The sequence below is a fragment of the Paenibacillus sp. V4I7 genome (assembly GCF_030817275.1).
In the GTDB taxonomy this organism is placed as follows: Bacteria; Bacillota; Bacilli; order Paenibacillales; family NBRC-103111; genus Paenibacillus_E.
The window spans coordinates 8059548-8078226 of record NZ_JAUSZD010000002.1; the positions used below are offsets into that span (position 1 = coordinate 8059548).

Here is an 18679-nt window from a genome sequence, read left to right on the forward strand (position 1 = left end):
ATAGAAGTGGAGTGAGACCGTATGCCTATAGAGAACGAAGAACGGGAGAGGGAGACGCAGCGCGTTGCCTCTGTACGAGCTAATATACAGCAGCGAATTGAAGAGCTGCGCCAAACGGTGGATGAGCGCCGATCGGAAGCGACAGCGATTGGCCGCAGCTTCTGGGATGACATCTCCGTGAATGCGGATAATGCGGATGATTTGATTGAGACGGCAGCGAGTATGGCCCAACAGGAGCATGTGCTGCAGGGCCAAGAACGCAGCTATCGCTTGGCGCAGGATGCGCTGCGTAAGCTGCAGCGTGTCGTCGATGCGCCGTATTTCAGCCGTATTGATTTCAAGGAGCGCGGGGAGCAGGAGCGCGAGAAGATTTACATCGGATTGACATCTTTTATAGATGCCAAGACGGATGAAATTCTTATCTACGACTGGCGTGCGCCCATAGCCAGCTTATTCTATGACTATCCGCCGGGTCCAGCGACGTATCGGACACCGGAGATGGATGTCAGCGGTCAGCTGATGCTTAAGCGCCAGTACATTATCAAAGCCGGCGTGCTGCAGGATGTGTTCGATACGGGGATCTCCATCGGTGACGAGATGCTCCAGCAGATGCTGAGCCGCAGCGCCGACGAGAAGATGCACAGTATCGTCACGACGATCCAGCGCGAGCAGAACCAGATCATCCGCGATGATCGGCACAAGGTGCTGGTTGTGCAAGGGGCGGCCGGCAGCGGCAAAACCTCCGTCGCGCTGCAGCGCATCGCGTATCTGCTCTACAAATATCGGACGACGCTAAGCGCCGATAATATGATTCTATTTTCTCCGAACTCCTTGTTCAGCGACTACGTCTCTCATGTACTGCCGGAGCTAGGTGAAGCTACCATGCAGCAGACGACATTCCAAGACTATTTAACACATAAATTAAGCGACACGGGTCTGACGTTAGAAGATCCCTACGACCAATTGGAGTTCATCCTTACGGGGACGGATCAAGATCCCGCTTACGCAGCGCGGCTGCAAAGCATTCATTACAAAACGTCCGCAGCCTTTCTGAGTGTGATTGAGGCCTATGGAGAGAAACTGAAAAATGGCGGCATTCGTTTCCTCGATTTATCGGTAGGTAAGAAAGTGTTGATTACTGCCGATGAGCTTAGCGAACGATTTTACAGCAAATCCTCCATTCTTGCTCTGGGTGAACGTATGGAACAGTTATCGGAGTGGATGCTGGAGAAGCTGGATGAGTTTCAGGCGGATGTACAGAAGAGGTTTTATCGTAAAATGGTGCGGGAGCCGAAATATCTCGGCACCGAGCCAGAGATGAAAAAGATGAGCAAGGTCAAAGCGCATAAAGCGATTGCTCCACTTAAGGAGAAGGCACGCAAGCTCGCTTATGTGGACGTGCTCGGGATGTACCAAGATCTTTATACGAATAGTGAACTGCATCAAGAGCTTATGCACCATTCGGAGCAGCGTCTACCCGCAGCTTGGGATACGATCAGCACGTTCACGGCCGATGCGCTTGCTAGTGGAATGCTGCATTACGAAGATGCGACACCTCTTGTCTATTTGAAGGGCCTTGTTGAGGGGCAACTGCGCGTAGGTACCATCCGTTATTGTCTGGTGGATGAGGCGCAGGATTACTCGCCGTTTCACTATGCCTACTTGAAGAAGCTGTTCCCACGTGCTCGGTTTACCCTACTCGGGGACTGGAATCAAGGGATCTTCACGCACGCGAACGCGAGCAGTAGTACGGACAGCGAGGGGCAAAAGAGCGAATACAGCTCCATTAGCGAGCTGATGAAGGAAGAGGAGACGGAGACAATCCGCCTCGTTAAGAGTTACCGCTCGACGCGCGAAATCGTCGACTTCGCTAGTCGCGTGCTGCCTGGCGGCGAGCCGATCGAGCCGTTCAGCCGCAGCGGCGAGACGCCGCGTGTTCTGCGCGCGGCGGACGAGACCGAGCTCAGCCGCCTCGTGGCTGAGGCGGCACTAGCAAGGCGCGACGGCGGTGCAAGCTCCGTCGCGATCATTTGCAAGACCGAGCGCGAGACGCGAGGCGCGCATGCCAGCCTTAAGCCGCTGCTGCCGGGACTCGCACGGATCACCAAAGAGACCCTGCACTATGAGGCAGGCGTCATGATCCTGCCGGCGTACCTCGCCAAAGGGCTCGAGTTCGACGCCGTTATTCTCTACGATGCCGGGGCGGCTGTCTACGCGGAAGCGAAGGAACGCAAGCTGTTTTACACCGCTTGTACCCGTGCACTTCATCACCTAGACGTGTTCTATCTAGGTGAATTAACACCTTTTCTCCAGAACAAATAGACATACGTCCATACCTATCTGCCCTGCCCGACATAGGATATATCGAGCAACAACAAAGAAAAGGTTCAGCAGGCAGAAGGGAGGAATCACCATGTCAGGCGTTGGATATTCTAGCACAGCGATCGTATTGGTACTGTACATTCTGTTGGTCATCATTCTTGCAACATTCTAATATAAAAATAGGATGCACAAAACCGCCCTCCAATTGATCGGAGGGCGGTTTTCGTTTGTCAACTTTTTGAATGTCCCCAAGTCTCGCTGAATATTAGATTATTCAGGCTCCTGCGTTTTTCCCAATTGGCTGTCTCCAAAATAGGCTTCTCTGGATAATTTTCTGTGAATCCAATAGATAGCAAAGCTACTGGATCAATATGAGGAGGTATCCTTAGTATATCTCGCACATCATTTTTCTTATAGAAGCTTACCCAGCCCATAGCTAATCCCTCTGCACATGCTGCTAACCACATGTTTTGAATCGCACATGCAACGGACATGATATCAGTTTCCGGGATAGAATTTCTGCCTAGCACATGAGAACCGCCGCGTGTTGGGTCACAAGTGACGCAAATCGTGATAGGGGCCTGCTTGATCCCCTCGATCTTGAGATTTAGAAATTCGTCTTGGCGTGTATCTTCATAATGAATGGCTAAAGCCCGTCTCTCTTTATCTGCTGCCCATGCCAAACGTTCTTTCACTTTATCCGTAGAAATTAATATAAAATTCCAGGGTTGCATAAATCCTACGGAAGGACCGTGATGCGCGGCATTGAGCAATCTCATTATCGTTTCTTCCGGGACAGGATCCGATAAAAATGTTCGTACATCTCGTCTTGTATAAATGCTCTTGTACAAACCTTGCTTTTCTTCTTCCGTAAACATCCTTTCACCCCGCCCCTTCACCAAGCTCACGTACGATGTAATTATTAATTAAATTTACACCCTCACTTCTCTTTTTGCAATCGATTGAAGACCTAATTTCGTTAGGCGTCTAAATCTAATTTGTCGTACCGCATAAATCCACATGAATAGGAAATCTTAACTTATAAAAAGTTTCCACCTAATACCAATGTGGGAGATTAGCTTATGTCTGGAACCAAGAAAATTACCGCGCTTCAATTATATTTTGTCTTAATCCTCTCCATTGGCATTACGAACCATGTCTTACTAATTCCGGTGCTGCTGCATTGGGGTAAACGTGATTCCTGGTTCGGCGCAGCAGTCGCCATGATTCCTTTGCTCATATGGGTATGTCTGCTTTATATCGTTGTTAAACGTACGAAACAGCAGTATATGATGGAATGGATCAAACGGAAATTTGGTAAAATAGCCGTTGTTCCATTCAAAGTAGGTCTCATTGCCATTTGTTTTGTGAATGCAATTATAACTATAAAAGATATGGTGACATGGACACATGTAACCTATTTACCTCGGACACCGCCATTCATGATCAGTCTTCTGTTTATGATCTTTTGCTTCTTCGCAGCGAGATCAGGGTTGCGAGCGATTGCGATCACCGCAGGTATTCTTCTGCCGATTGTCGTTTTGCTTGGGTATTTTGTGGATGGGAGCTAATTTTCAATATAAAGACTACAGTCTGCTTACACCTTTATTTACACACGGTTATGGACCTACACTTACATCCATCATGCTTACTTGCGGTGCCTCCTTCGAACTGCTAGCTATCGTATTCCTCCAGCATCATGTGGATACGCGAATCCGACTGTCAGCTTTATTAATTCTCGCAGTATGTGTGATTGGACTTACCATAGGGCCGTTAACGGGTTCCATTGCCATATTTGGCCCCTTTGAAGCCGCGGATTTAAGATATCCAGCTTTTGAACAATGGCGTATGGTTACCTTGGGGAAATATATTTCCCACTTGGATTTCTTGTCTATTTTCCAATGGATATCAGGGGCTTGTGTCCGAACGTCGATGCTCATGTTTCTTAGTGTGGATCTTCTTGGTATTCAAAAGAAGCGCATACGGACTCTAATCCTGCTAGGGATTAGCCTGTTGTTCCTGACAGTGAGCTTGTACCCAGTTACAGACAATGAGATGGTGCATCTGATTCAAAATAGATATTATCCCCTTATGTTTGGAATAGGCTTAAGCTTGCTTCTTGTCTTGCTTGTGATGTCTATCCTGCCGGGGAAACGAAAGGAGAAGAATGCCTAATGAATGAGCAGGATTTACGGGATTGGTTTGCGTTGTCTGATGATGTCATCGTGAAATCTTACCGATTATCGGATGCTCATCCGAAGGGGCGAGTGTTGCTCATGTACTGTGAAGGTATGACCAATATGGATCATATTGAGAATCTCGTACTGCCTAAACTTGAAAGTCTATTCAAAAATGAAGTTGATGTTAACGCCTCTAAGCTAGATGTAAATACGATGCTTCAATTGATTGAAATTACGGGTTCTAATGCTATAGAGTCGATGACGGTTTCGTTGTATGCAGGATCGCTGATCTTATTTTTCGAAGAGACGCAATTGCTGTATGCTCTGGATATTTCTTCACCGCCCAACCGCTCACCGGAGGAATCAAGTACAGAGACGTCCATCAAAGGTCCAAGAGATGCCTTTACAGAAAGCATCATTATGAATATTGCACTTGTTCGCAAACGCTTGCTGACACGCAGTCTTTGCTGTGAAAAGATGCAAATTGGTACGAGAAGTAAAACCTCTGTAGCACTTCTTTATATAAACGATGTAATAAATACTAATGTGCTCCAGGAAGCAAAGCAGCGGCTTCAAGCTATTAACGTTGATGCTCTGATTAGCAGCTCGCAATTAGAAGAAGTGATGTGTGGGAGAAAATACCCATTCTTCCCCCTTTTGGATTATACGGGAAGACCTGATTATGTAGCGGACAGCTTGCTGCGAGGACGATTCGCGGTCATGGTCGATGGTTCCCCGATGGTTCTTACTGCGCCAGCGAATCTGATGTATATACTGAAATCTCCCGAAGATGTGCATACCCCCTACTATTATGTAGCATTCGAACGTATTTTGCGCTTGGGTGGGTTGGTCGTTTCATCCTTACTGCCTGGCTTTTGGATTTCACTTTCCGCTTTTAATCTAGATCAAATCCCGTATCCGTTAGTAGCCACCATCTCCACCTCTAGGCTGGGATTACCCTTGTCAGGTCCGATGGATTTTATTATCATGCTGCTGCTGTTCGAATTGTTCCGTGAAGCGGGAGCGCGGCTGCCCAAGGTGGTAGGTCAAACCGTCACTGTCGTTGGTGGGCTAATTGTTGGGGACGCCGCGATACGCGCGGGAATTACGAGTCCTACAACATTAGTGGTGACCTCCATTTCGACGATATCGATGTACACCCTAGTGAATCAATCACTTGCAGGAACAATTACCGTGCTGCGGATCATGATTTTGATGATATCCACGATTTTCGGTATTTACGGATTTATGGTATCCCTCATGGGGCTCATTTTATATTTATCAACATTAGAATCATTCGGTATTCCTTACTTGTCTCCCATGTCGCCGCCTCAGTTCAGGGATATCATACCTTCCTTACTGGCTAAGCCGTGGAACAAAATAAAGCGAAGACCGAAGGCATTAAATACGAAGGATGGCACACGCCAGGGCGGGGAGTCCTCATGATTACGAAAGGTTTAGGACGACTGGTCATCGGAATGCTGCTTCTGGTTAGTCAGACAGGCTGTTGGGATATAAAGACGATCCAAGATACGAATTACATTACTGCGATAGGCTTCGATTATCAAAAAGGTCGCTATGTGGTGTATTGTCAAATGTTGGATTTCTCTAGCGTGGCTAAACAGGAGGGCGGTAAAGGAGGGCAACCCCCGATGATTTGGGTCGGACAAGAGGAAGGGGACACGGTTAATGCTGCTTTCGCCAGTCTGTACAGAACAACGCAGCAACGAGTCTTTTGGGGGCATGTGGGTGCTTATGTTTTTACAAGAGAGGCCCTAAAGCATGGTGTAGGTAAATTTACTGACAGTTCCGTACGCTATGGTGAAACAAGGTTTACCCCATGGGTTTATAGTACGGATGAGCCGATAGAGACGATTTTTTCGGTCATCCCTTTTTTCAATGTCTCCCCTTTGGCGTCTATTCTTATGCAGCCTGAAGAAAATTACCTACAACGATCTTATATTCGTCCGCTTAAATTGTACAGAGCTGCTGCCCTAGCTAGAGAGCCTGGTAATACGGTGATGATGCCCTCCTTGGCCATTCGTAAGGACGTGTGGGTGAAAAATGAAAAGCCAGATCCTAAATTAGAAGTAAGCGGTGTCTATGCGATAGCTAAAAAAAATCATGTGGAATGGTTGTCAGAGGATCAATTCAAAGGTGCGCGTTGGTTAGAAAAAAGCACCGTCCGTACACCTATGATCGTTTATATAAATGGGAAGGCAGAACTATCTGTTGCAATTCAGAAGCCTAAAGCCCGTACTACCCCTCGAATGAAAGGAGATCAACCCCTATTCGATATTCATATCGAAGCCAAGGCCGTCGTTGCCGAATTGCTTGAGAACGTTGATGAAGATACACTGCAAAAACAGATCGTTAAACAAATCGCAGAGGAAATCGAGCAAACGTTTAAGCAGGGAAAAAAGCAAGATACGGATGTTTTTCAGCTCGAACATGCGTTATATAAACAAGCTTTTCCCGAGTGGTCTAAGCTTACATCTAACGGAGAGAAACCGCTGGAAGACTATGAATTAGGGGATATCAAAGTAGATATCCGCCTGTCCCACTCAGGGATGCTTAAGATGAAAGAAAAGGAACAGCAGTATTAGTCATTAACCCATATTTGAAGCCTTCTTCTCCGCAGATATCGCGGTTTTGGAGGCTTTTTTTAATAAAGTTTTAAGAATTGTTTTAGGCACGGTTAATAGGTGATTTAGAGGCAGTTAATGCAGAGGGGATAAGATGAATACATGGAAGCGAGGAACGCATCCAAATTAGATAAAGCGTATGAATACGCGGAGGAAATAAGATATGAATAAGAAGTTAGCGATGTTGGGATTAGGCGTTGCGGTAGGCAGCATGATGCTAGTGACCTCGGTATATGCAGGTGTGGGAGATGCTCCCGGGTATGAGACATTCAAATCAGCATTCAAACAGACAGCAGCAGTGGAGAATGTGACTCGTCAGGTGAATGTGTCCCTACAAGACAATGGAGCATCATTACTCAATGTGAAATCAACGATTAAGAGCACTGGTGTCGATCACGCTGGCAGCGCTGTAGTCACAGTGAAAAGTGGAACGGATGAGCAAACCATTCACTTCTACAGCCAAGATGGGAAGCAAATTGTAAAAACAGAAGATTCCGAGGTGTATAAAGTACTGGAAGGCGACGGCATGCCGGGCAAATTCAAAGGGCATGAACGCGGAAACCATACACCTGACCCACAAGTGATTAGTGAAGTGGAAAATGTGGTCGATGCATTGGTTGGTAACCTGAAAAACTATGTAACTATGAGTGAAGCGCCTGGTAACGTGAAGGACATTCATTTCAAACTGTCCGGAAGTCAGATTTCACCCGTTGTGAACACAATTGGCTCGCTGGTTATTAAACATGGCACTGTAGAGAACAGTCACCGTCCACTACCGGCTAAAGCGGATACCCTTGGTGTAGATGTAACAACACTCAAAAACAGCCTGCCTCAGCTTGTAACGGACATCAAAATGGATGAGGTCGAAGTGAACGCTAGCGTGGATGCGGATAACCACATTACGAATCAAACGGCACAAATTCATATTTCCGGTAAGGATGCTCAGGGTGCAGCGCATGATGTGGTGTTGAGTGTAGATATGACATTATCTAGTCTGAACTCGACAACGCCAGATACGGTTGATCTGAACGGAAAGCAAGTAGAAAATGTGAAATTTGATGAGAATTCCCGCAAAAACTGGGGAGAGAAGCATTAAATAGAAAGACAAGAGGAGGATTCAACGATCGTTGACCTCCTCATTCATCCTGAAAGGCGGCCCGTTCATGAAACCCGTAGTAGAAATTAAGAACCTCACGAAAACTTACAAAAATTTGCGCGGCATCCATCAAGTGAATATGACGGTGCAGCAAGGCGATATCTATGGGTTCTTCGGACCCAATGGAGCCGGTAAAACATCGGTTATGAAGATCATGACTGGTTTAACAAGAGCACAGCAAGGCGAAGTAAAGCTGTTCGGCCAGGATGTGTCTACGCATTATGAGCAGGCAATGGCGAAGGTTGGCGTGTTGATTGAAACAGCGGAAGCGTATACCTATATGAGCGGCAAGCGGAATCTGGAGCTAGCGGCGCGCTTTTATCCTGGGATCGGCAAGCAGCGAGTGGACGAAGTGCTAGAGATCGTCGGACTCACCCCTTTTCAGCACGAAAAGGTTGCGGGCTACTCACTTGGCATGAAGCAGCGGCTCGGACTAGCGGCAGCGATGCTTTCGAAGCCTGAACTGCTAATTCTCGATGAACCGACGAATGGACTCGATATTGAAGGGATGGTTCATATTCGTGAAATCATCATGCACTTAGCGCGTGAAGAGCGAATTACCTTCCTCATCTCCAGCCATCTCATTCATGAAATGGAGCTGATGTGCAATCGCATGGGCATCATTCATCAAGGGCGGCTTGTTCGCGAGGGGCTTGTATCCGAATTAGCCAAAGGCAGCGCGACGCTGGAAGAAGCGTACTTGCGCGAAATCAATGAAGTCAGGAGGCTCGCTGCTCATGCATAGCTTAACCGCCAACGTCTGGAACGAAACGATCAAACTCGCATCGAAGAAGAAAACCATTTTCTTCCTAGCTGTTACGCTGCTTCTTCCGGTTATTGCAGGCTTATTGCTTGCACGCTTTCAAAGCGGCATCGGCATCGGAGCCATTGCATCGGGTGATTTCCCTATCGTCATGCTCGGTTTGTTTACGAGTATATTCCTGCCTTTGTTCGTGTTCATGGGAGCCGCGGATGTATTCGCTGGTGAAATGGGTGAACGAACGATGAAGAACACGCTCACGCGGCCGATCACTCGCTTCAAGGTTTTCGCATCCAAGCAAATTGCGCTGGGCGTGTACATTGCACTCTATTTAATCGCTGCTTTGCTGGCTTCGATCCTATCAGCCCTATTTTTTCAAGACTTCGGAGGCGTAAGTACAGTACTTACTTGGTTCCTCGCCTATGGTTCGGCCTTCATTCCTCTGCTTGTGCTCAGTATTGCAGCCGTGCTTCTCGCGCAGTTCTTCTCCAGCAGCAGCTCCGCATTGACCGTTAGCATTCTTCTTTATTTGGCGTTTAAAGTAGCTGCTTTCTTCATTCCGCAAATTGCAACCTACTCGCCAACAGCTTACACAGATTGGCATATGCTCTGGATTGGCAGCTCGATGGCCATTGGTAAGATGAGCAGCATCTTTATGTTTTTGACGGCGTGTAGTATATTGTTTTTTACAGCAGGATTTTATTTGTTTGATAAAAAGGAGATTTGATCCGGATGTCGATTCGTTTACGGCTGGTACTTTCCTATATAGCCATGCTGCTTGTACCGCTTGTGCTCTCCGTGCTAGCCGTGATCTTAATCAGCGTCGCAACGTTTGGGAATCTGAAGTCGGTCTTTCAGGTTGATTTCTCCCAAGGCAATCCGATCAAACGTGTTGTTGATCAAGAACTAGAAAATGTCGCTTATATGAAAGCGAAGACGGATACGGAACCGGATGCTTTTCTGGATCCTGCATTCGTAAAGGATCTAGAGGAGAAATTCCATAAAATTAATATGGGCATCATTATCCGGAAGGATAAAGAGATTACGTATATATCACCTTATTTAAAGCAAGGAGAGGCTGAGAATACATCTAAATTGCCTTCTTTTGGCACATCCTCGGGTCAATTTCAGCGCAATCATGGTTCCCTGTGGATAACTAGGCAGCAGGACTTTTTATTTTCGGATAAAAGTAAAGGATCTGTATTCGTTTTCCTAGACGGCGGTCCCTTTCAAAAATATCTTCACCAGTTTTCCAAATCCGTTATTGTTACGTTTATTCTCATTCTCGTATTAACGAATGGTGTACTGACTTACTTCGTTTCTCGCAGTATTATTAAACCTCTTAAAGCACTCAAACGAGCGGCGGTGGAGATCAAAGAGGGCAATCTCGACTTTGAGATTGTACCGCATTCCGATGATGAAATCGGTGAGCTTAGTACGGCATTTGAAGAAATGCGTCGTAAGCTCAAGAAGTCCGTGGAGATTCAGCTTCAATATGAAGAGAACCGTAAGGAGCTTATTTCGAATATTTCCCACGATCTCAAGACGCCGGTTACGGCGATTAAAGGATATGTCGAGGGGATTATGGATGGTGTATCGAATTCCCCAGATAAGCTGGATCGGTACATTCGAACCATCTATAACAAAGCAGCTGATATGGATCGGCTCATTGATGAATTATTTCTGTTCTCCAAGCTGGATTTGGGCAAAGTGCCATTTCAATTCGAGAAGGTTGATCTCGGACAATACGTGTTGGATTGCGCGCAGGAATTGCAGTTTGATATGGAGAAAAAAGGGGTTCAGTTCGCGCTCACCGAGCTGCCGAAGTCACCGCTGTATGTAACAGCAGACCGTGACAAGCTCAGACGTGTCCTGCTGAACATTATCGAAAATGCGATAAAATATAGTGAAGAAGGCAAATGCCACATTACCTTAACGTTGAGAGAGATAGACGGCAATGCCGTCATTCAAATAAAAGATAGAGGTCAAGGCATATCGGAGGAGTCGCTTCCTCATATTTTTGATCGGTTTTACCGGGCAGATCCTTCACGTAACACGGCTACCGGAGGAAGCGGGCTTGGACTGGCAATAGCCAAACAAATTATGGAAGAGCACGGCGGGAGAATCAGCGCATCCAGTATCATTGGACGGGGGACGACCGTGTACATGGCATTACCGCTTAGTCGGCAGGGGGAGAGCGAAGGATGAGTCGAATCTTAATTATTGAAGACGAGCAAAGTATAGCAGAGCTGGAGCGGGATTATTTGGAGATCAGCGGCTATGAAGTTGATATCGAAAATAGCGGGGACAAGGGGCTCCAGCGAGCCCTTTCTACGGACTACGATCTCATTATTCTCGACCTGATGCTGCCGAAGGTGGACGGCTTCGAAATCTGCCGGCGTATTCGCAGTGAGAAGGACATTCCCATCGTGATGGTTTCCGCTAAAAAGGAAGACATCGATAAAATTCGCGGCCTCGGCCTCGGCGCTGACGATTACATGATCAAGCCCTTCAGCCCCAGCGAGCTGGTGGCCAGAGTAAAAGCCCATTTAGCTCGCTACGAACGGCTGATGGGACGGCGCGAAACGCGGAATGATGAAGTCCGCATTCGCGGTTTGATGATTGATAAAACAGCGCGCCGTGTGTTTGTAAACGAGAAAGAAGTCGTCTTCACGACGAAAGAATTCGATCTGCTCACTCATTTGGCGATGAATCCGAATCGGGTGTACAGCAAAGAGCAGCTTTTTGACCTTCTATGGGGCATGGACGCCATGGGGGAAATCGCGACAGTAACGGTACATATTCGCAAGCTGCGCGAGAAAATCGAGCAAGATCCGTCCAACCCGCAATACATCGAAACCATCTGGGGAGCGGGATACCGCTTTAGGATTTGATAGGAAAGCCTGGGAAGAGTGCATGACTCTTCTTGGGCTTTTTGTTTTGTGGGGTTGTCTTGCTTCGCTCGGCGAGGGCTCAGAAACGGACTTCTTAGGCTCTATATTCTGGCCACCGTCTGACATAAGCTCACTTTTCCGAGCCAGTATGATGATTTTGTAATTAACAAATGGTCATTTACTCCTATGAAATGTTAAGATATTGTAAAGGTAATTTACACAGAGGAGAATACTTACAATGATGCTATCCGTGGATGTAAACATTTTAATGAGATTAGGGATTTCCGCTATTTTCGGTTTAATTATTGGTTTGGAACGGGAAATCAGGAATAAACCGCTGGGTCTGAAAACTTCTTTAGTCATTTGCTTAAGCAGTTGTTTGTTGACGATTGTTTCAATCGAATCAGCAAATAAATATGCGGTCATGGGACTTCATGTCATGGATCCTATGCGGCTTGCTGCGCAAGTAGTCAGCGGGATTGGTTTCCTCGGGGCCGGGGTGATTCTTCGCAAGCATAATGATGTCATAGTCGGGTTAACGACGGCTGCAATGATATGGGGAGCTGCTGGACTTGGCATCGCGGTTGGGGCAGGTTTCTTTGTAGAAGCCTTTTTTGGACTCGTATTAATCATGATTAGCGTCGTTCTCTTGCCTTATTTTATTAAGAAAATGGGTCCAAGACCGCTGATTATGAAGGACTTGCGCGTGAGGCTCGTCGTCTCCCATGACGGCAACTTAACAACGATTATTAAAGCGATCATTGCCAAAGGCTACAAGATGAAAAGCGTACATATTAAAGAGCTGAATCAGGAGCAGCAAGAGCTGCATTTCATCGTGTATATTGATAGAAAATATGCTTCGGAAGTGTATGATGAGTTGAAAAGTATGGATTACATTGAGATTGCGGAAGTTGAGACCTTGTAGGGGACAAAAGAAGTAATAGGATCGGATTGTGGTTTTTGACGCAATTTGGTCCTTTTTATAATTAGCTCGCATTACCTGATGCAGCTGCGAATCTTGTACCGAGTTCAGCTAAAGTACTAGATAGGGAGCGGAAGTCTATTCAACTTGTAGTGAAAAATCATGTTACAATATTGATCAAGAAATCATAACGGGTTAATGAAAAGGGGAGCTGGCATGGAGGATGTTCATCTGCATTTAAAAAACCTTGGCTTCACGGACCTAGAAGCCAAGTGCCTGCACGTGCTCGCCGAAAGCGGCACACAGACGGGCTACGAAATCGCCAAGCAGCTTGGCGTTTCGCGCTCGAACGTCTACTCCGCGCTGCAGAAGCTCGCGGAGAAGGGGGCTGTGCTCACCAGTCACGGTGAGCCCACGCATTACCAGAGCGTGCCGATCGAGGAGATCGGCGAGCGGATTGAAGCGGAGCTGCAAGCCTCGATCCGCTATGTGAAAGCGCATATGCCGAAGCAGGATGCGCACCGCTCGGAGTACTTCAGCTTGGAGGGAGACGCTAAGGTCATCGAGCGTATACGAACTGAGCTGAAAAAGGCGAAGGAAGAAGCGCTCTGTGAGCTATGGTCGGAAGAAGCGCAGCTGCTGAAGGAAGAGCTTCGGCTAATGCCAGCGCAAGGCGTGCGATTGCTGGTTTCGACGATTGGCGAAGCAGAGCTGCCAAGCGGGGTTCATCAATTCCGGCACGGACGCGAAGAGGGCTGGCAGAAGTTCAAAGGGCGGAAATTTACGCTGCTGATCGACCGTAGGCTGGCGATTATTGGTACGCGAGGCGGTGATGAGCCGACATTGGCGATGTTGACAGAGCATCCGGCGATGGTGGAGCTGCTGCTGAATAATTTTTTCCGTGATGTGGTGATCCACGAGTTGCAGCAGGATATGGGCGCGAAGCTGGAAGATAAATACGGCAAGAACTTCAAGAAAATTATCCAGAAGTACACCGAGGCAAAAGAGAAGGATATTATGCCAGCGGGTGCAGGAAAATCCATGGAAGGCAAGTTTAATGAAGGAAAGTCTCCCGAAGGAAAGAGGAAGAAGAAGAAATGATGCAGCGTGACGGGGAATACCTGAATATAGAAGAGCAAGAGATCATCCTACTCGCGGCGGAGGCACTCGTGAAAGAGAAGCTCGAGCGCGATAGCAGCGGCCACGACTGGTGGCACATCTATCGCGTGGTGCAGACGACGAAGCGCATTGCCGCCCAGGAGGGCGCCGACGGCTTCGTTTGTGAGCTTGCGGCGCTGCTTCACGACGTCGTCGACGAGAAGCTGAACGCCGATCCAGCCGCTGCGCAGCGCGAACTGGAGGCTTGGCTCGCTGCCAGCGGTACGCCAGCGGAGCAAGTGCAGCACGTGCTGGAGATCATCAGCACGATGTCGTTCAAGGGCGGCGCGCGTCCGCCTATGCGTACGCTAGAAGGCCAGGTCGTGCAGGATGCCGACCGTTTGGATGCGATAGGCGCGGTAGGCATCTCGCGCGTATTCGCTTATTCGGGCTGGAAAGGCCGCCCGATTCACGATCCTTCCGTCACGGCGCGTGAGCACATGACGGAGGCGGAGTATCGCGCTGGGAAAGATACCGCGATTAATCACTTCTACGAGAAGCTCCTGAAATTGAAGGAGCTTATGAACACAGACTACGCCCGGCAGCTGGCAGAGGAGCGGCATCGCTTCATGGAGCAGTACCTCGAACAGTTTTATGCGGAGTGGGAAGGCGAGCGATAACAAACGAAAAAGAGCCAATGATGGCTCTTTTTTTGGTGAGATAGGGCGGTCTTTTTCGCTTTTGCAGATAAGATTGTTGTACGCTGTGCAACAATTTGTTCTAATTTGCTTCAAAGATGCCCGATTTGAGAGAAATTCTTGCACTTTGTACAACTCCGGAGTGGATATTTTCGCCCTCAGGGCATTTCCCAAAGCTGTTACTCAAAAGAAGGCTTCGTCAACGGACAATTCGGAAGAGCCAGAATTTCCACATTATAGGCCGCCAGCTTGCGCAGGAAATAGCACGACTCGGGTATATGATGCTCAAGGAACCGCAGTGTCAACCGGCTGAGCAGTTCGGTTTCTTGATAATCGCGAATAACACCCTCGACGACATGGTAAAAACGGATGACGGTTTCGGCCACTTGCCGGGCAAACTTTTGCTGAACGGGGAAATTAGGCGCTGTGAAGCGGAGGAAGCCGCGGATTGCTGTGTTTGTAACGATGTGAGCACTGAATTGTTGAGCGAATAGTTGTGTGGTTTTGATCAGCTCCAATTCCGTAGGGTCCAAATGATTGCCTAGAAGAACAGCATGACCGAGTTGATCCTCCAGCCACATTTCCACCAGCGTAACAAGCGGAAGGGGCTCATAAGGAGTACCGTTCATCCAATAATGTAAAATCCGTATATATTCACCATTTTCCAAAAGGGTTCCATTGAAATAGACGGGAGTTAAGGAGACAACGATTTTATTTTGGATGCGAAGATGCTGCAAATAGCCCTCGAATTGATAATAACCTTGAACAACAGGGTAAATATCTTTAGAGAGCTGAATCATCGTTTCTGAGGAGACAGGCAGTCTTGGATCAGTTTTCAAAATGCGGTTCCGCAGCTCTGTGAAAGCACCAATGTAACGCTTGGCAATCGTAATCCATTGCACCTCTTCATTCGCGAGCGCCTCGTCCACAAAGATGGCATGATCCTGTAAAATTTCGACCCAGAATAAATGCTCCTGCCATGGTGTTATTGTCTCATTTAGGCTCATGAAAAATCTCCTCCTATAACTAAAACTTTACGCCATGCCCATTCATTTATTACGTATCAACGAAGTGTATTCAACAAAAAAAGGTTCGAGAACGGTATTCGTCGCATTTTGTGATAAAATAGAAGGAATGATTAATTAACTTCGAGCAGAAAGAGATGTTATGACAATGAAAAGAGAAGCAAAGTATATAGCGACGGTTTCCTTAGGGGTTATGGGAGCAGGCTTTTTGGCCACGTTGCCCACACCGGTATCTTCAACAATATGGGGAACCTTTTTGCAAGGTGGTTTTGAGGCTGGAGTTGTAGGCGGTTTGGCTGACTGGTTTGCGGTTAGTGCCCTGTTCCGTCACCCTCTGGGCATTCCGATTCCGCATACGGCATTATTGCCGAAAAATCGTGAGAAGATTACGAAAGCGCTTGTCTCGACTGTTGAAAATGAACTGCTTTCCAAAGAAACCATTCGTGTTCGTTTGCAGCAAATTCGTTTCCTAGAACATGGGCTTGAGCTGGCGGAAAGCCATTTGGATAATGTGGCGCTTCACAAGGGTCTCTCGACACTAGCCAAACAGGCTCTAAATGCGATTGATCTGGACAAATTGACGCCGCTTTTAGCGGAGGAAATTCATAAGGCTCTACAAGAAGTAGACACGAGTCGACTCGTTAGTACGATTGTGGACAGCATTGTTGATGGCGGTTATGACGGCAAAACGTTTGATTTTGTTATCGATAAAGTGGAAGCATGGGCCGTTAAGTCGGATACGCGCGATCAGTTGGGTGCAATGGCGCTCAAAGCGTTCGAGGGCCTGCAGTCGAATGGCTTCATGGCATTTGCCGTTAATGCCTTCATCGGTATGGTGAATGAAGAGAAGATCGGGGGCATTATCCAGAACTTCGTTCTTTCCTACATTGAGCAAATGCGAACGAAGAATCATCCGCGCAGGGAAGCGGTTCTTACCTTTATTCGGAATGAACTGAACAAGCTTGAGCGGAATCCACAGCTTTTGGCTGAGCTAGAAGGCTTGAAAGCGAAGCTGCCGGGCCTATTTGATCTCGATGAGAAATTATCGGGGCTGTTAGAGCGGTTGAAGGCGAAGGCAGAGGATTTCGTGGATCAGCCGGATTTTGTGCCTCAGCATGTGGTTCCGGTGGTTCGTAAAATGCTGATTTCAGTGAAAGAAAACGAGGATATGCTGCAGCGCGGCGAGAGCTGGATTCAAGAGCAAATCGCTGCTTATTTGGAGAAAAATCATAGCAAAATCGGTCAACTCGTCAAAGAAAATCTGGATAAGCTGACGAACGATAAGCTGACCCAGTTAATGGAAGATAAGCTCGGCAATGATTTGCAGTGGATTCGTGTCAACGGTGCGATATGCGGTTTTATTATCGGACTTGGCTTGGCAGGATTAAAAATGTTGTTTTAGGTGAAAAACGACGGGGCATCCCGAGTGGAGGTAGGCATTTTGATCGAGATTAAAGGAGTTAGTAAGACGTTTGTTCAGCGATTAGGCGGCAGCTATCAGGCGCTGGATAATATCACTTTAACGATTGAAAAAGGGGAGTTCGTCTCCCTGCTGGGCCCGTCCGGATGCGGGAAATCGACCGTGTTGAATTTGGTCGCAGGCTTCGATACGCAGAGTGAAGGCGTTATTCAGGTGAATGGGAAAAAGGTGACCGGCGCTGGAGCGGACCGTGTCGTCGTGTTCCAGGAGCATGGTCTATTCCCATGGTTGACGGTGCTGGACAATGTAGCCTTCGGTCTCAAGCAGAAGGGTATTGGTAAAAAAGAGCGTTACGAGCTGGCGATGGAACAGATCAAAGCTGTGCATCTCAGCCGTTTTACGGATCGTTATCCGCATGAGCTTTCGGGCGGGATGAAGCAGCGGGCCGCCATCGCCCGGGCGCTTGCTATGGACCCAGAGATATTGCTGATGGATGAGCCTTTTGCCGCTTTGGATGAGCAAACGCGCCTTATTTTGCATAAAGAACTGGAAGAAATCTGGATGCGTACGCGAAAAACGATCCTCTTCATCACCCATAACATTCGTGAAGCCGTGATCCTCTCGGACCGTGTATTCGTGATGTCCACGCGTCCCGGGACCATTAAGAAGGAGTTCGCCGTGAAAGCGGCGAGACCTCGGGATAGTGCAGACACCGTGCTCCATCATGTGGAGAATTCGATCATGGACGCGTTGGCAGACGAGCTGGAGAAAGTGGTAAGGGAGGAGACTGGCGATGAGTACAGCATCAAGAAGAACGATTTTTCTGGTACTGCTTCTGATAGCTTGGGAGGCGGGATTTAGATTATTCGGATGGGGATGGAAGTTCCCTTCGCCTACCCAAACCTTGCAAGCCTTCTACGATGGGTTGGTGCATGGTGAACTGCTCCAAGCGACATTTGCAAGTATGGCGAGGTTGGTGGTTTCCTTTGCTTTGTCTTTGCTAATAGGCACAACACTTGGGTTCTTATTCGCACGTTACAGAATGCTGGATGATACACTTGGATTTCTGGTGGTTTCTTTGCAGACCATTCCGAGTATTGCTTGGCTGCCTTTTGCTATTATTTGGTTTGGTCTTAACGAATCATCTGTTATTTTCATTACGACACTCGGAGCAACCTGGACGATGGCCTTGGCCAGCCGCACAGGGATCAAAAACATCCCCCCCATTTATTTACGCGCCGCGCAAACGATGGGAACGGGCAATGGGTTTAATTTATTCGTGCAGGTCATGATTCCTGCCGCTTTCCCGCATTTGATCAATGGTGTTCGCACGGCTTGGGCTTTCGCATGGCGCGCGCTTGTTGCCGGTGAGCTTATTGCCAAAGGGGCTGGTCTAGGCCAGCTATTGCAGGACGGAAGAAATCTTGGCGATACATCACTGATGCTGTGTATTGTCATTATTATCGCGGTACTGGGCACGGTATCTGATCACTTCTGCTTTAAGAAACTTGAAGACAAAGTGCTAGAGCGATACGGCCTCGCTGGCTCGAAGTCTTGAG

At 47.7% G+C, this 18679-nt stretch carries 18 protein-coding genes; 16 read left to right on the forward strand and 2 right to left on the reverse strand.

Going from position 1 to position 18679, the window contains the following annotated elements:
* The first annotated feature begins 21 nt into the window (after positions 1–21).
* The gene (helD, locus tag QFZ80_RS37765) at positions 22–2322 is read left to right on the forward strand and encodes an RNA polymerase recycling motor HelD (protein ID WP_307563714.1); all 2301 of its coding nucleotides are present in this window, start codon (positions 22–24) and stop codon (positions 2320–2322) included.
* 230 nt (positions 2323–2552) lie between these two features.
* Here the strand turns inward: helD and bluB are convergent, their stop codons facing one another.
* On the reverse strand, positions 2553–3200 hold the full coding sequence (gene bluB, locus QFZ80_RS37770) for a 5,6-dimethylbenzimidazole synthase (protein ID WP_307549956.1): 648 nt from the start codon (positions 3198–3200) through the stop codon (positions 2553–2555).
* Positions 3201–3404: 204 nt separating this feature from the next.
* Here bluB and QFZ80_RS37775 point away from each other — a divergent pair, with 204 nt between their 5' ends.
* From QFZ80_RS37775 to QFZ80_RS37830, 12 genes are all read left to right on the forward strand, one after another.
* Positions 3405–3893, forward strand: a complete 489-nt coding sequence (locus QFZ80_RS37775; protein WP_307563716.1) for a GerAB/ArcD/ProY family transporter — start codon at positions 3405–3407, stop codon at positions 3891–3893.
* On the forward strand, positions 3883–4497 hold the full coding sequence (locus tag QFZ80_RS37780; RefSeq protein WP_307563718.1) for a GerAB/ArcD/ProY family transporter: 615 nt from the start codon (positions 3883–3885) through the stop codon (positions 4495–4497). The genes QFZ80_RS37775 and QFZ80_RS37780 overlap by 11 nt, the downstream gene beginning before the upstream one ends.
* A complete protein-coding gene (locus QFZ80_RS37785; protein WP_307563719.1) occupies positions 4497–5948 on the forward strand; it encodes a spore germination protein in 1452 nt (483 codons plus the stop codon). The genes QFZ80_RS37780 and QFZ80_RS37785 overlap by 1 nt, the downstream gene beginning before the upstream one ends.
* Positions 5945–7108 (forward strand): Ger(x)C family spore germination protein, encoded by a 1164-nt coding sequence (locus QFZ80_RS37790; protein ID WP_307563721.1) that lies wholly within the window; start codon positions 5945–5947, stop codon positions 7106–7108. Before QFZ80_RS37785 ends, QFZ80_RS37790 begins: the two co-directional genes overlap by 4 nt.
* 202 nt (positions 7109–7310) lie before the next feature.
* Complete coding sequence (locus QFZ80_RS37795; RefSeq protein WP_307549950.1) at positions 7311–8243, forward strand: hypothetical protein; 933 nt, start codon at positions 7311–7313, stop codon at positions 8241–8243.
* A gap of 67 nt (positions 8244–8310) precedes the next feature.
* Positions 8311–9048, forward strand: coding sequence for an ABC transporter ATP-binding protein (locus QFZ80_RS37800; RefSeq protein WP_307563723.1), 738 nt, complete (start codon positions 8311–8313; stop codon positions 9046–9048).
* Positions 9041–9790: an ABC transporter permease gene (locus QFZ80_RS37805; protein WP_307563726.1), complete on the forward strand. Its 750-nt coding sequence runs from the start codon at positions 9041–9043 to the stop codon at positions 9788–9790. The genes QFZ80_RS37800 and QFZ80_RS37805 overlap by 8 nt, the downstream gene beginning before the upstream one ends.
* A 5-nt stretch (positions 9791–9795) precedes the next feature.
* The gene (locus tag QFZ80_RS37810) at positions 9796–11271 is read left to right on the forward strand and encodes a sensor histidine kinase (RefSeq protein ID WP_307549944.1); all 1476 of its coding nucleotides are present in this window, start codon (positions 9796–9798) and stop codon (positions 11269–11271) included.
* A complete protein-coding gene (locus tag QFZ80_RS37815; RefSeq protein ID WP_047687167.1) occupies positions 11268–11957 on the forward strand; it encodes a response regulator transcription factor in 690 nt (229 codons plus the stop codon). Before QFZ80_RS37810 ends, QFZ80_RS37815 begins: the two co-directional genes overlap by 4 nt.
* 241 nt (positions 11958–12198) lie before the next feature.
* A complete protein-coding gene (locus tag QFZ80_RS37820; protein ID WP_373460465.1) occupies positions 12199–12882 on the forward strand; it encodes an MgtC/SapB family protein in 684 nt (227 codons plus the stop codon).
* 213 nt (positions 12883–13095) lie between these two features.
* Positions 13096–13980, forward strand: coding sequence for a TrmB family transcriptional regulator (locus QFZ80_RS37825; RefSeq protein WP_307563727.1), 885 nt, complete (start codon positions 13096–13098; stop codon positions 13978–13980).
* A complete protein-coding gene (locus QFZ80_RS37830) occupies positions 13977–14657 on the forward strand; it encodes an HD domain-containing protein (protein WP_307563730.1) in 681 nt (226 codons plus the stop codon). Before QFZ80_RS37825 ends, QFZ80_RS37830 begins: the two co-directional genes overlap by 4 nt.
* 197 nt (positions 14658–14854) lie before the next feature.
* Here QFZ80_RS37830 and QFZ80_RS37835 read toward each other — a convergent pair whose 3' ends face one another.
* Positions 14855–15682: a DUF2935 domain-containing protein gene (locus QFZ80_RS37835; protein WP_307549938.1), complete on the reverse strand. Its 828-nt coding sequence runs from the start codon at positions 15680–15682 to the stop codon at positions 14855–14857.
* Between the two features lie 160 nt (positions 15683–15842).
* Here QFZ80_RS37835 and QFZ80_RS37840 point away from each other — a divergent pair, with 160 nt between their 5' ends.
* From QFZ80_RS37840 to QFZ80_RS37850, 3 genes are read left to right on the forward strand one after another with little or no spacing between them, the layout of a single operon-like run.
* Complete coding sequence (locus QFZ80_RS37840; protein ID WP_307563733.1) at positions 15843–17102, forward strand: DUF445 domain-containing protein; 1260 nt, start codon at positions 15843–15845, stop codon at positions 17100–17102.
* 39 nt (positions 17103–17141) lie between these two features.
* Positions 17142–17981, forward strand: a complete 840-nt coding sequence (locus QFZ80_RS37845; protein ID WP_047687171.1) for an ABC transporter ATP-binding protein — start codon at positions 17142–17144, stop codon at positions 17979–17981.
* Positions 17914–18678 (forward strand): ABC transporter permease, encoded by a 765-nt coding sequence (locus QFZ80_RS37850; RefSeq protein ID WP_307549935.1) that lies wholly within the window; start codon positions 17914–17916, stop codon positions 18676–18678. The genes QFZ80_RS37845 and QFZ80_RS37850 overlap by 68 nt, the downstream gene beginning before the upstream one ends.
* Position 18679: the final 1 nt, after the last annotated feature.